This is a genomic window from Serratia sp. Ser99 (assembly GCF_024519545.1).
Classification (GTDB): Bacteria; Pseudomonadota; Gammaproteobacteria; order Enterobacterales; family Enterobacteriaceae; genus Serratia; species Serratia liquefaciens.
The window spans coordinates 192,541-205,101 of sequence record NZ_JALJRT010000004.1 but is presented as its reverse complement, the minus strand read 5'-3'; the positions used below and the strand labels follow the sequence as shown (position 1 = coordinate 205,101).

At 56.7% G+C, this 12,561-nt stretch carries 12 protein-coding genes; 9 read left to right on the top strand and 3 right to left on the bottom strand.

Annotated features, from left to right (window positions below; translation table 11 throughout):
- Positions 1-17: 17 nt before the first annotated feature.
- The gene (locus NR114_RS10735) at positions 18-836 is read right to left on the bottom strand and encodes a siderophore-interacting protein (protein ID WP_256813564.1); all 819 of its coding nucleotides are present in this window, start codon (positions 834-836) and stop codon (positions 18-20) included.
- A 129-nt stretch (positions 837-965) separates the two neighbouring features.
- Here NR114_RS10735 and chaB point away from each other — a divergent pair, with 129 nt between their 5' ends.
- From chaB to NR114_RS10690, 9 genes are all read left to right on the top strand, one after another.
- Positions 966-1,193 (top strand): putative cation transport regulator ChaB, encoded by a 228-nt coding sequence (chaB, locus tag NR114_RS10730; RefSeq protein ID WP_115060997.1) that lies wholly within the window; start codon positions 966-968, stop codon positions 1,191-1,193.
- Positions 1,194-1,449: 256 nt separating this feature from the next.
- Complete coding sequence (locus NR114_RS10725; RefSeq protein WP_020827469.1) at positions 1,450-2,145, top strand: gamma-glutamylcyclotransferase; 696 nt, start codon at positions 1,450-1,452, stop codon at positions 2,143-2,145.
- A 299-nt stretch (positions 2,146-2,444) separates the two neighbouring features.
- Positions 2,445-3,398, top strand: a complete 954-nt coding sequence (cbl, locus tag NR114_RS10720) for an HTH-type transcriptional regulator Cbl (RefSeq protein WP_020827468.1) — start codon at positions 2,445-2,447, stop codon at positions 3,396-3,398.
- Between the two features lie 693 nt (positions 3,399-4,091).
- Positions 4,092-5,660 carry an ABC transporter substrate-binding protein gene (locus NR114_RS10715; RefSeq protein ID WP_116690271.1) on the top strand — a complete coding sequence of 523 codons (1,569 nt, stop codon included), beginning with the start codon at positions 4,092-4,094 and terminating at the stop codon, positions 5,658-5,660.
- Positions 5,660-6,712, top strand: coding sequence for an ABC transporter permease (locus tag NR114_RS10710; protein WP_020827464.1), 1,053 nt, complete (start codon positions 5,660-5,662; stop codon positions 6,710-6,712). Before NR114_RS10715 ends, NR114_RS10710 begins: the two co-directional genes overlap by 1 nt.
- Positions 6,709-7,578, top strand: coding sequence for an ABC transporter permease (locus NR114_RS10705; RefSeq protein WP_020827463.1), 870 nt, complete (start codon positions 6,709-6,711; stop codon positions 7,576-7,578). Before NR114_RS10710 ends, NR114_RS10705 begins: the two co-directional genes overlap by 4 nt.
- Positions 7,568-8,404: an ABC transporter ATP-binding protein gene (locus NR114_RS10700; RefSeq protein ID WP_046373277.1), complete on the top strand. Its 837-nt coding sequence runs from the start codon at positions 7,568-7,570 to the stop codon at positions 8,402-8,404. The genes NR114_RS10705 and NR114_RS10700 overlap by 11 nt, the downstream gene beginning before the upstream one ends.
- Positions 8,401-9,072, top strand: a complete 672-nt coding sequence (locus tag NR114_RS10695) for an ABC transporter ATP-binding protein (protein ID WP_234530639.1) — start codon at positions 8,401-8,403, stop codon at positions 9,070-9,072. The genes NR114_RS10700 and NR114_RS10695 overlap by 4 nt, the downstream gene beginning before the upstream one ends.
- A 134-nt stretch (positions 9,073-9,206) precedes the next feature.
- Complete coding sequence (locus tag NR114_RS10690) at positions 9,207-10,781, top strand: ABC transporter substrate-binding protein (RefSeq protein ID WP_234530638.1); 1,575 nt, start codon at positions 9,207-9,209, stop codon at positions 10,779-10,781.
- A gap of 16 nt (positions 10,782-10,797) precedes the next feature.
- On the opposite strand, the gene NR114_RS10685 is transcribed toward NR114_RS10690, so the two are convergent.
- On the bottom strand, positions 10,798-11,364 hold the full coding sequence (locus tag NR114_RS10685; RefSeq protein ID WP_020827459.1) for a YbhB/YbcL family Raf kinase inhibitor-like protein: 567 nt from the start codon (positions 11,362-11,364) through the stop codon (positions 10,798-10,800).
- 100 nt (positions 11,365-11,464) lie between these two features.
- Positions 11,465-12,181 carry an A24 family peptidase gene (locus NR114_RS10680; RefSeq protein ID WP_256813567.1) on the bottom strand — a complete coding sequence of 239 codons (717 nt, stop codon included), beginning with the start codon at positions 12,179-12,181 and terminating at the stop codon, positions 11,465-11,467.
- Between the last annotated feature and the right edge of the window lie 380 nt (positions 12,182-12,561).

Sequence of the window (12,561 nt, the reverse complement as noted above, 5' to 3'; positions counted from 1 at the left end):
AAAGGGGAAAATCACAGTCAATCGTCAATATTGTCCATGATTTCATGCCGTTTATTATGATAACCCTCTTCGTTTAACCCCTCACGCCAGTAAGGTACGGCATAAAGCTGATTACGGTCACATTGGCGCTCGCGGCGCAGGTAACGGCGCAGATCTACCACCAAACGATCTTCCCCGGCCAGCCAATACTGGATTTTTGTCTCAGGTAGCGGCAATGAGCAAAATTGCGTCACCAGTTCGGCGGTTTTTTCGGTGCCGCCGATAATCCAGCTCAGTTCGAAGCCTGCCGGTTTTTTCAGAACGATAACGTCAGCCGCAGTGTCGACGCGGATAAAGGCATGGCCTTCGCTACGAGCCGGTAACCCTTCCAGCAAGGCCGCCAGCGCGGGCAAGGAGGAAGGATCGCCGGCCAGACAGTAGAAATCGGCCTCTGGCAGCATAGGTTTAGGGCCGCCAGGGTTACTGATGCCGATTTTATCGCCTGCTTTGGCCGATCGCGCAAAGTTAACCGCCGGGCCGCTGTGATCGTGAATGGCGAATTCAATGTCGACTTCCGCCAGCTCCGGGCGTACGGCGCGAATCGAATAGGTGCGGACAATCGGACGAACCGCATCGGCCGCCCAGCGTGGGCCGTTTTCGGTCAGCGTCGGCAGATCCGGCTGCGTCTGGCCTTCGAGCGGCAGGAAAACCTTGATATGCGCTGCGGCGGCGTTTGCCGGGTAATACCGCAGGTCCGGGGCGGTGAAAGTGATGCGGCGCAGGTGCGGGGTAACATCGCGAATCGTGCTGACAGCAATCAGGTAGGGTGCGCGTGAGCGTGGGGCTTCGGTAGTCACGGGGTTCTCCTTATGTTCATTTGGCGAGGAGTATAACATGCCATGTGATAATGAGAATTGTTTGCTAATTGAGGCGGGCGGGGGTGTCATCTAAGCTTAAGGTTCACTGAATATCTGCGGGAGGAAATGATGCCCTACAACAGCACAAATGCCTTGCCGGACAACGTCAAACACGTGTTGCCGGCCCATGCGCAAGAGATCTATAAGGAAGCTTTTAACAGCGCCTGGGATCAATATAGCGATCCGGATGACCGGCGCGGCGACGATAGCCGAGAGGAAACCGCCCACAAGGTAGCCTGGGCGGCGGTGAAGCAAAGCTACCGCAAAGGTGATGACGACCGCTGGCACAAAAAGTAAGGCGCTCCCCGGCGCCTTTGTGCGCCGGTAAATCATGAAATCCGAACCTATTACGCGGGCAATTAATATTATTGCTGCTGAGTACAAATACTTTTTCACTTTAAAGCTCTTTTGAAACTTGATTGCTCACTGAGAAAAGAATAAGGTCATTATTATCGCGGGAAGATTATTGTATTAATATAATTCCGCACTTAATAAATAAGATTGAACAGTGGCGAGGGAGTATGGGCAATCCTATTCCCGGGAGGTTGTTAAGGTGTTAACGCGAGATTTTCTGCAAAATGCGGATTGCAAAACTGCATTCGGCACCATTGAGGAGTCGCTGTTACTGACATCAGAGCAGCGGGCGGCCTCGTTGGATTGTACTTTATCCCGTCGGCCGGATAATAGCCCGGTGTGGGTCTTCGGCTACGGTTCACTGATGTGGAACCCGGTGTTTGAATCCGAAGAGGTGCGGCCGGCCACGCTGCAAGGCTGGCACCGTGCCTTCTGTTTGCGGCTTACCGCTGGGCGCGGCACCTTGCACCAGCCGGGGCGGATGCTGGCGTTAAAAGAAGGCGGCCATACCACCGGTCTGGCGTTTCGCCTGCCGGAAGCCAAGCTGCGCGAAGAGCTGGAACTGCTGTGGAAACGCGAAATGGTCACCGGCTGTTATTTGCCGACCTGGTGCGATCTCACCTTGGCAGACGGTGAAGTGGTGACCGCGCTGGTGTTTGTCATGAACCCGCAGCACCCGCTGTTTGAAGAAGATACCAGCCATCAGGTGATAGCCCCCCTGATCGCCAGCGCCAGCGGCCCGCTGGGAACTAACGCCCAGTACCTGTTCTCGCTGGATAACGAGCTGAAAAACCACGGTATGCAGGATGACTGCATTGGCGATTTGGTCAGCTACGTGCAGCAATGGCTGCAGCAAAATACCTCCGGCCCTATCGGCGGAGAGGCAACTGCCTGATCCCGCTGATATGACGCTTTCGATAGGCTCAGCTTGCTGAGCCTTTTTTGTTTATATATCTAATGCCTATATTTAATAACTTTATTTTGCATAAGCATTTAATCCACATTTTTAAAGTGGATATCTATGTTGTTAATTTTAAAGCCATTCGATAATCTAAGATTAAAAAACAGCAAATTTGCAATGGTGAAAAATTCACTTAGCATGAAAATGCATAACTAAAGGTTATTTCTTATTTGTCCCCTCCCGCCAGACTCCGTATCACTGGTGTTAACAATATTGCTCGTCAGGGGGAGTGGATGAACTTTCAACAATTAAAAATTATTCGGGAATCGGCGCGTTGCAACTACAACCTGACCGAGGTGGCCAATACTTTATTTACCTCGCAGTCTGGGGTCAGTCGTCATATTCGGGAACTGGAAGAAGAACTGGGCATTGAGATATTTATCCGCCGCGGCAAGCGTTTATTGGGCATGACCGAACCGGGTAAAGAGCTGCTGGTGGTGGCGGAACGCATCCTGAATGATGCCAATAATATCCGCCGACTGGCGGATGTGTTCAGCAGCAACGACACCGGCCAACTGCATATTGCGACCACCCATACGCAGGCGCGCTACAGCCTGCCAGGTGTCATCAAGGAGTTTCGTGCGCTGTACCCGCGGGTAAGGGTGGTGCTGAACCAGGGCAGTCCGGAAGAAATCGTCGCGATGTTGGCCTCGGGCGAAGCCGATATCGGCATTGCCAGTGAACGGCTGATGAGCGATGAATCTCTTGCGGCGTTCCCTTACTACCGCTGGCATCACACCATCCTGGTACCGGAAGGGCACGAACTGACCCGGCAACCGCAGGTGACGCTGGAAATGCTCAGTACCTTACCGTTGATAACCTATCGCCAGGGCATTACCGGTCGCTCGCGGCTGGATAGCGCCTTCAAAGCCGCCGGGCTGACGCCGGACATTGCCTTAAGCGCTCAGGATTCCGACGTAATAAAAACCTATGTCGAGCTGGGGTTGGGGGTCGGCGTACTGGCGGACATGTCATATGAGAAAGAGCGCGATCATGGGCTGGTCAGCCTTAACGCCGAGCACCTGTTCGAGCCCAATACCGTGTGGTTAGGTTTGAAACGCAGTCAGTTACAACGTAACTATGCCTGGCAGTTTATCCAGCTGTGCAACCCGACGCTGTCACTGACGGAAATCAAAGACAAGGTGTTCTCTTCACAGCTGGAAACGGTGATCGATTACCAGATTTGAGCGGCATGTGACAATAACGGGCCGGGCTTGCTGCCCGGCATTTGACGATGCTAGAGCTGTTTTCTCAACAGTTTTCTGACCATACGGCGTTTACTTTTTTGCACTGGGCCAATGAGTTCTAAAATGGGGATTTCTTCTGGGGACGGAGGGTTCGCCATTTGCCAGTGGAGATGTTGTTTCAAAATTTCGATCGCAATTTCTTTTTCTTCTTGAATAGTTAGCGTTGGGTCGTTCAGGCCTTGTCCTTCATGTTGCTCTCCTTTTGAACGTTATTTGTACACACCTTATCACGTAGGGATTTGACGCTGAATATTTCTAGGGCGAAGTATGTATTCTCTCAGGGCGATGAAATCCGTTATGCAATTCATGGTGCCGGGCACCACGGTGAATGACGCATGGCGGGTATAAAGCTCGAGTAGCCGATTGTTTAGGACGTTACCGATCAGTATGGCGGGAAGGGTTGTAGATATCAGCCCTTGCGCGTGCAGATTCACGCCATAAAAATAGAGGGTGTGTTCAGGATTGAACACGGTGATTGCGCCACACATCGCAGAACCTCGCCTGCTTAATAATCAAAATCTCAGCTATAGACAGAAAAAGAATATCTATAGTTATTTAAGTACCTTCGCCTGCCGAGAGCTCTCACATACACTCGCGAAATTACTATAAATTCCATCCGCTTGGAGAGTTTTGATGAAAGCGTTCGTTCCCTCTTTGGTGTTTTTGGCCGTGGCGGCCAGTTTCAACGCACAGGCAGCAACCCCGGCAAACACGTTGGTGATTGCCCAGTCCATCGATGACGTGGTCAGTTTTGATCCGGCCCAGGGTTTTGAGTTAACCACGGTGCAGTCGTTCAACAGCCTCTACCAGCGGCTGATCCAGTCCGATCCCAAAAATCCTATCGAACTCAAACCGACGCTGGCCAGCGAATGGCAGGCGGGCAGCGATAACCGCAGCCTGACCTTTACTCTGCGGCCGGATGCCAAATTTTCCAGCGGCAATGCGCTGCGCCCGGAAGACGTGATTTTCTCACTGTCGCGGGTAGTGAAACTGAATCTGGAACCCTCGTTTATCCTCACCCAGTTGGGCTGGGACGCCAAGAACGTCGACCAGCACCTGACCAAGGTGGATGATCAACGGGTCAAAATAAGCTGGAGCGAAAACGTCAGCCCGGCCTTTGTGCTTAGCCTGCTTTCGGCGCCGGTGTCTTCTATTGTCGATGCCAAAGAAGCCTTGTCGCACCAGCAGGGGGATGACCTGGGTCACCAATGGCTGAACAGCCATTCCGCCGGCAGCGGCCCGTATAAAATTCGCACCTACGTACCGCACGAAGTTGTAGTGCTCGACGCTAACCCGAGTTCACCGGAAGGCGCCCCGACGCTGAAGACTATCCTGATCAAGAACGTGCCGGATCCGGCTGCGCGTCGGTTGCTGATCGAACAGGGCGACGCCGATATCGCGCGTAATCTGGGTGCAGATCAGATGGCGGCGCTGAAAGGCAAGCCGGGCGTCAAGCCGTTGGCCATCCCTTACGCCTCACTTTATTTCCTGCAGTTCAACGCCAAGGCGTCACCGGCGCTGGGCAATCCGGCGTTCTGGGAAGCCGCGCGTTGGTTGTTCGACTATAAAGGCATTGCTGACGATCTGCTGAAGGGCCAGTTCCAGACCCATCAGGCGTTTCTGCCGGAAGGTTATCTGGGCGCGCTGAAAGATCGCCCATACAGTTTTAACCCGCAAAAGGCCAAAGAGATCCTGGCGAAGGCCGGCCTGACCAACGTCAGCTTCAAGCTTGACGTCAACAATCAGCCGCCGTACCTGGATATCGCGCAGGCCTTGCAAGCCAGCTTTGCCCAGGGTGGGGTGAAGGTGGAACTGGTGCCGGGCCTCAGCGCGCAGGTTTCCACCAAGGTGAAATCCCTGAACTATGACGCGACCCTGACCTCCTGGGGGCCGGATTATTTTGACCCGAACACCAACGCCGCCGCCTTTGCCTATAACCCGGAAGACGGCAGCAAAACGCTGGCCTGGCGCGCCAACTGGCAGATCCCTGCGCTAAGCAAGCTGACGCTGGCAGCCACGGCGGAAAACGACACCGCCAAACGGGTTGCGGATTATCAACAGCTACAGCAGGCCGTGCAGCAGAGTTCGCCGTTTGTAATCGGCCTGCAGGCCCGCAGCCTGATTGCGGTGCGTGACAACCTGAAAGGTTACGAGCAGGGCATCAACCCTGACATGGTGTTCTACAGCAAGGTCAGCAAGTAATGATAAGCCGTACCGCTTCCGCCGGGTTCGCCCGGCACAGTTGGCGTTGGGGACGCAGGCTGCTTACCGGCTTGCTGTCATTGGCGCTGACGCTGCTTGGGCTGCTGCTGTTCACCTTTATGCTCTCGCATCTGGCGCCGATCGATCCTACGTTGCAGATCGCCGGCGATCATGCCAGCGAGGCCACCTACGCACAGGTCCGTCACGACCTGGGGCTGGATCAGCCGTTGCCGGTGCAGTTCTGGCGCTATCTGGTGCACCTGGCGCACGGGGATATGGGGATTTCGCGCATTACCGCGCAGCCGGTGCTGAGCGATCTGTTACGTACCTTCCCGGCCACGGTGGAACTGGCGACCTGCGCCATTATCCTCGGTGCGTTCGGCGGCATTACGCTGGCATTTTTGGCGGTGATAAAACCGGGCAGTTGGCTGGATAACGCCGCGCGCCTGCTGTCGCTGATCGGCTATTCGGTGCCGATTTTCTGGCTCAGTCTGCTGGGGCTGCTGCTGTTTTACGCCACGCTGCACTGGTCGGCGGGGCCGGGGCGGCTGGACGATATCTACCTTTACAGCATGGAACCGCGCAGCGGATTTGTGCTGATCGACACCTGGCTGTCCGGCGATCGCGACATGTTCTATAACGCCATCAGTCACCTGTGGTTACCGGTGGTGGCGTTGGCGCTGTTGTCGATGGCGGGTATCACCCGCTTGCTGCGTGCGGCGATGCTGGAAGAGTGCAATAAAGAGTACGTCACCCTGGCGCGATCCAAGGGGGCCAGCCGTACGCGTATTTTGGTGCGACACGTATTTCCCAACGTGCTCGGCACGCTGATCACCGTTTTGTCCCTGTCCTATGCCAGCCTGCTGGAAGGGGCGGTGCTGACCGAAACGGTGTTTGCCTGGCCGGGCGTGGGGCGTTACCTGACCACTGCGCTGTTTGCCGCCGATACCCCGGCCATTCTTGGCGCTACCTTGCTGATTGGCACCTGCTTTGTGGTGTTGAACGCGCTGGCCGATGCGCTGACCTATTTAGTGGACCCGCGAACCCGATGAGCCAATATCTTTCTGAACATGAACCCCAGAGCGAGCCTGCGGTCGGCTACCGCCAGCGCGGCAAACTCACCACGCTGACGCTGGGGGCGACGCTGGTGGCTGTGCTGATCCTGACCGCGCTGCTGGCTCCCTGGCTGGCCCCTTTCGACCCTAACTTGCAACACATCGAACTGCGCCTGTTGCCGCCGTCCTCCGGGCATTGGCTGGGGACCGACGGCTTTGGTCGCGACCTGTTGTCGCGCGTGATTTATGGTGCACGGCCAACGTTGATCCTGGTGTCGTTAATCCTGCTGCTGACCATCCCGATTGGGCTGTTGGTGGGCATCAGCGCCGGTTATCTCGGCGGCTGGGTCGAGCGTATTCTGATGCGCGTCACCGATATTTTTCTCTCATTACCCAGCCTGGTGATTGCGCTGGCCTTTGTCGCGGTATTGGGGCCGGGGTTGATGAACGGCGCACTGGCGCTGGCCTTGACCAGTTGGCCGGCTTTTGCCCGGCAAGCCCGGGCGGAAACGCTGGCGCTGCGTCGCAGTGACTATCTGGCGGCGGCGCGCATGCAGGGGATCGGTGGGCTGCGGCTGATGGCAGGACATATTTTACCCCTGTGCCTGCCAAGCGCAGTGGTGCGTGCGGCGCTGAGCTTGGGCGGAATAATTCTTTCCGCCGCGGGATTGGGCTTTCTCGGCATGGGCGTGGCCCCGCCGACCGCCGAGTGGGGCTCGATGGTGGCCGAGGGCAGCAAAGTGATTTTTGATCAGTGGTGGGTCGCCGCTGCACCGGGCGGGGCTATCCTGTTCGCCAGCCTGGCCTTTAACCTGCTGGGCGATGGCCTGCGCGATAAAATGGATCCTCGTCATGGACATTGATAACCCATTATTGACCGTCGAACGCCTGTCGGTGCTGTTACCGGCCTCGCCACCGTTGGTGAAAGGCATCTCTTTCAGCATGGGACAGGAGCGGCTGGCGCTGGTGGGGGAGTCCGGTTCCGGCAAATCCCTGACCGCCCGCGCCCTGATGGGGCTGTTGCCACCGCCGTTACAGCTGCAGGCGCAGCGTCTGACGCTGGGCGACAACGATCTGACGCGCTTGAACGAGCGCCAGTGGAACCGGCTGCGCGGGAACAAGGTGGCCATGGTGATGCAGGATCCCAAGCACGCGCTGAATCCAACCCAGCCGATTGGGCGTCAGGTGGAGGAGCCGCTGCTGTTGCATACCCGCCTGGGCCGCGCCGAGCGGCGGGAGAAGGTGCTGGACATGCTGGCGGCGGTTGGCTTGCCCGATCCGCAGGCGCTGAGCCAGCGCTATCCGCATCAGCTGTCCGGCGGCATGGGGCAGCGGGTGATGTTGGCCATCGCATTAATCAACGATCCGCAGCTGTTGATTGCCGACGAACCGACTTCGGCACTGGATCACCAGATGCGCGATCAGGTGTTGCAACTGATCGAAAATCTGGTGGAGCAACGTAATATGGGCCTGATTTTGATCAGTCACGATTTACAGCAGGTGGCGCACTACTGCGAACGGGTGCTGGTGATGTACAAGGGCGAACTGTTGGATCAACTGCCTGCCGATCGTTTGGCCTCCGCCACCCATCCTTACACGCGCACGCTGTGGTCATGTCGGCCAAGCCGCGAGACTCACGGCAAAACGCTGCCGGTCCTGGATCGCGCACTGCTGGAGTCACTGAAATGAGCCTGATTACCCTGGAAAACCTCAGCGTCAGCCACCGCCAGGGCTATGAGATACGCACCGTGGTGCATGATGTCAATCTGCACATCGAACCGGGCGAGTGCTTCGGCCTGGTTGGCCCGTCCGGCTGCGGCAAGTCATCGCTGCTGTGGGTGTTGGCCGGGCTGAATGAAAGCTGGAGCGGCGGTTTTCAGCTGCTCGGCTGTGATTTGCAACCGGGCCGTCCTTTTACCGGTGATCTGCGGCGTGAGGTCCAGATGGTATTCCAGGACCCCTATGCCTCGTTACATCCCAAGCACCGATTGCTGCGCACGCTGGCGGAACCCCTAAAGTTGCTGAAAGAGAGCAATATCGAGCAGAAAATCAGCGCCGGTTTTCGCCAGGTGGGGCTGGATCCCAGGCTGTTGGATCGTTATCCGCACCAGCTTTCCGGCGGGCAACGTCAGCGGGTGGCGATCGTGCGCGCGCTGTTGCTGAAACCAAAGCTGTTGTTGCTGGATGAGCCAACTTCGGCGCTGGACATGTCGGTGCAGGCGGAAATCCTCAACCTGCTGAACGAGCTGAAGCAGGCGGGCGATCTGACGATGATCCTGGTCAGCCATGATGCCGACGTGATTGACCACATGTGCGATCGTTCGGTGGCGATGGCGCATGGCCGGTTGGTAAACTGAAATAAGCCTGCCGTTCACTCGGCTGGCTTATTCATCTGCGTAATAAATAAAGCAATTTATAGTCGTTCTTCTGCTAAGTCGCTGCCCCTACACTCGCCAAATAACGCATCCGCGTGATTCTGGAGAGTGCATCAATGAAACGGCTAATTCCAACGTTATTGTTCAGTGCCCTGGCGGCGAGCTTCGGCGCACAGGCCGCCACCCCGAAAGACACGCTGGTGGTGGTCAGTTCGCTGGAAGGCATCATCAGTCTCGATCCTGCCGAAAGCTTTGAAACCGTCAGTTCGGCCAACCTGGTCAATCTGTATCAGCGCCTGCTGACACCGGATCGCACCACGCCGGAAAAGCTGGCGCCGGAACTGGCCAGCAGTTGGCAAACGGGGGCAGACGGCCACAGTTTGATATTTACCTTGAACGCCAACCAACGGTTTGCCTCCGGCAACCCGGTACGCCCGGAGGATGTGATCTTCTCACTGGTGCGGGCGGTGAAACTGAACAAGGCACCGTCGTTTATCCTTGGTGAATTCGGCTGGACGCCGGAAAACGTCGAGAGTCAGTTGAAGAAACTGGGCGATAACCAGGTGCAGCTAAGCTGGTCGGCGAATATCGGCAGTGGGCTGGCGCTGCGGCTGTTAACCGCGCCGGTGGCGTCGATAGTCGATGAAAAGCTGCTCAGCCAGCACGGTCAGCAGGGGGACTTCGGCAATGCCTGGCTGCGTTCGAACTCAGCCGGTGCCGGCCCTTATCGCGTCAGCAACTATGTACCGCACGAGGCGCTGTTGTTCAGCCGCAACGATTACGCTCAACCGCAGGCCAAGCTGAAAACGGTGTTGCTGAAAAACGTCAGCGATGCCGGCACCCGCCGTTTATTGCTGCTGAAAGGGGATGCTGACGTGGCCTACGATCTGGGGGCCGATCAGTTCAACTCGCTGCGTAATGAAAAGGGCATCAGGATCGAGCAGCGCGATTCGGCCAAAGTCTATTACCTGGGGTTCAATACCGGCAGCAAGCAGGTACCGGCTTTGAGTAACCCGGCCTTGTGGCAGGCGGCACGCTGGCTGGTGGATTACCAGACGATTGCCGACAACCTGTTGAAGGGGCAGTATCGCGTTCACCAGGCATTCCTGCCGCAGGGGTTGGATGGCGCCTTGGATAATCAACCTTTTAAGCTCGACGTAACCAAAGCCAAACAGATTCTGCATGACGCGGGTATCGCCGAAGGAACGCGTATTGATCTGATCGTCATCAACCAGCCGCCGTATACCGATATCGCCCAGGCGCTGCAGGCCAGCTTTGCCAAGGCCGGTTTGCAGTTGGACATTCATCCGGTAGTGGAGAGCGATCTGTGGGGCAAAATGCGCGGCCGTGATTTCCAGGCCATCTTCACCTACTGGGGGGCCGATTATCTGGATCCTAACACCAACGCCAGCGCCTTCGCCTACAACGTGCCGAATGGGCCGAAAACCCTGGCCTGGCGTACGCAATGGAACATCCCGACATTGAGTGCGGAAACTCGTGCAGCCGCAGCAGAGGGGGATGCTGCAACCCGCGCCGCGCGTTATGTCACGTTGCAGCGCGAACTGCAGGCCAGTTCCCCTTACGTTGTGGCCTTACAGGGGCAAACCCTGGTGGCGCTGCGCGATAATGTTAAAGATGCGCATGTGGATATCGCCAACAGCATGCTGTATCTGGATCGCGTGAGTAAGTAGGCCACCCCGGCACCGGTTATTGACCGAAACGACCGATAATGCCCGCACCGCCCTTGGCGTGGCCCTGCAATTTTTCCAACAGCTGTTCGCGGGTTAACCCTGGCCCCAGCGCATGCGGGGGGAGATCGGTAGCGATCAGCACGAAGGTATAGTGGTGCAACCCAGAGCCTGCCGGTGGGCATGGACCGTGATACACCGCGGTACCCGGTGAGTTCTTGCCGCCGACAAAGCCTTTGCCCTGGGTAAGATCGCCTTCAGCGAACCCCTGAGCCGTGGCTGGAATACCGTAGGCCACCAAGTGGCTGGCGCCCAATCCGGCACGTCCTTCGGGATCGGACACCAGCAAGGCGAAGCTGGTAGTGCCCGCCGGCGGGTTGGCCCAGTTCAGCGCAGGTGAAACATTGTCGCCGGTGCAACTGGCGTTGCCCGGGGTGGCCCCGGCATATTTCTGGGCCAGCATGCCGCCATCCTGAAACGCCGATGAGCTGAGGGTAAAGGTACCGGCAGCCTGCGCCGCGAACGACAGCGAACCGGAAAGTAATGCCGCGCTGAGCGCGAGAGCAGATAAACCACGACCGATCATACAGCCTCCTGTGTTTGGTTAAATAAAGCATAGTGGTGCAGAGACCGGCTCGCTATAACAGCCTGGCCAACAGTCGGCTATAACAGCGCCAACCACGGCATTAATCCGCCATTGGGGTGAAATAAGCTGAAATGAGAGAATTTCCCTTGATGAAGGGCGTGATATCCATGTCGGCCATCGAAAGCAGGGTAAACCAACCGGAAAGCGCCAGATAAAGGCCGAACGGCAGCGGGGCATCTCTGCCGGGGCTGCGGCGTAAATGGGCCACAATCGCAACGCATAAGCCTGCCATGGCTGCGCCGGTCACCAACATCGGCAGGGCAGACCAGCCACTCCAGGCCCCCAGGGCCGCCAGCAATTTAAAGTCGCCCTGGCCGATACCCTCCGTTTTCCGCCGAAGGCGATAAAGGGCGTTAAGCCACCATAGCGACAGATAGCCGGCGACGGCCCCGATCACTGCTTCGTCGAGCGAGGTAAAGCAGCCTTGCTGATTGGCCAGCAGCCCAGCCCATAACAGCGGTTGCGTCAGGCGATCCGGTAACAGCCTGTGCCGCCAGTCGATAAGCGCTAGCGCGAGCAGCAGGGTCGCCACCGGCAGCAAGCTGATTCGCTGTAGCGGCGAGAGGCTAAAAGGCAATGCCGCCAGTCCGGCGCAGGCCGCTATCAACATCAGAGTACGGGTTTTTAGCGGCGGCAGGCGTTGCCCCACGTCCTGAGGCACGGAATGCATGAGCCATCTGGCGATGACCGCCGACAGTAACATGGCCACAATAAACAGGCCGCGAAACCAGAGATCCCCCTGCGGATTGTTAAACATGAGCATCCTTGCTGAACTGAAATTAACGTTCAAAATAGCGGCAAAATGGGTTTTACAGCAGAGCAGGTGCCAGGTAATGACGCGCTTTGTGCAGGCGATCGCAAAGCATTATTTATAGCCAAGTAAAATACGCTGAAATTGAGGGTTTTCACGCATAATCAACGTATTACTGTGTTTTATGAAAAGATGAATGCCGATTAATCAGGCAAAATCTGCGATGAAATTTAGTAAATTTATCCTGCCCGACGGCGAATGTTCGGCGCGTTCGGGAATGACCTTTCTTCGCAAAGCAATATCAAACGCGTGGGTGACGTTGTCACATAATAAACTGAGGTTTATCTGATGGTTTATCATCAGAAACCGATTAGAATTTGGGATTC

Excerpts from the sequence above, each read along its gene's own strand:
- chaB (WP_115060997.1), top strand. The coding sequence starts at position 966 with ATGCCCTACAACAGCACAAATGCCTTGCCGGACAACGTCAAACACGTG.
- cbl (WP_020827468.1), top strand. The coding sequence starts at position 2,445 with ATGAACTTTCAACAATTAAAAATTATTCGGGAATCGGCGCGTTGCAAC.
- NR114_RS10715 (WP_116690271.1), top strand. The coding sequence starts at position 4,092 with ATGAAAGCGTTCGTTCCCTCTTTGGTGTTTTTGGCCGTGGCGGCCAGT.
- NR114_RS10710 (WP_020827464.1), top strand. The coding sequence starts at position 5,660 with ATGATAAGCCGTACCGCTTCCGCCGGGTTCGCCCGGCACAGTTGGCGT.
- NR114_RS10705 (WP_020827463.1), top strand. The coding sequence starts at position 6,709 with ATGAGCCAATATCTTTCTGAACATGAACCCCAGAGCGAGCCTGCGGTC.
- NR114_RS10700 (WP_046373277.1), top strand. The coding sequence starts at position 7,568 with ATGGACATTGATAACCCATTATTGACCGTCGAACGCCTGTCGGTGCTG.
- NR114_RS10695 (WP_234530639.1), top strand. The coding sequence starts at position 8,401 with ATGAGCCTGATTACCCTGGAAAACCTCAGCGTCAGCCACCGCCAGGGC.
- NR114_RS10690 (WP_234530638.1), top strand. The coding sequence starts at position 9,207 with ATGAAACGGCTAATTCCAACGTTATTGTTCAGTGCCCTGGCGGCGAGC.
- NR114_RS10685 (WP_020827459.1), bottom strand. The coding sequence starts at position 11,364 with ATGATCGGTCGTGGTTTATCTGCTCTCGCGCTCAGCGCGGCATTACTT.
- NR114_RS10680 (WP_256813567.1), bottom strand. The coding sequence starts at position 12,181 with ATGTTTAACAATCCGCAGGGGGATCTCTGGTTTCGCGGCCTGTTTATT.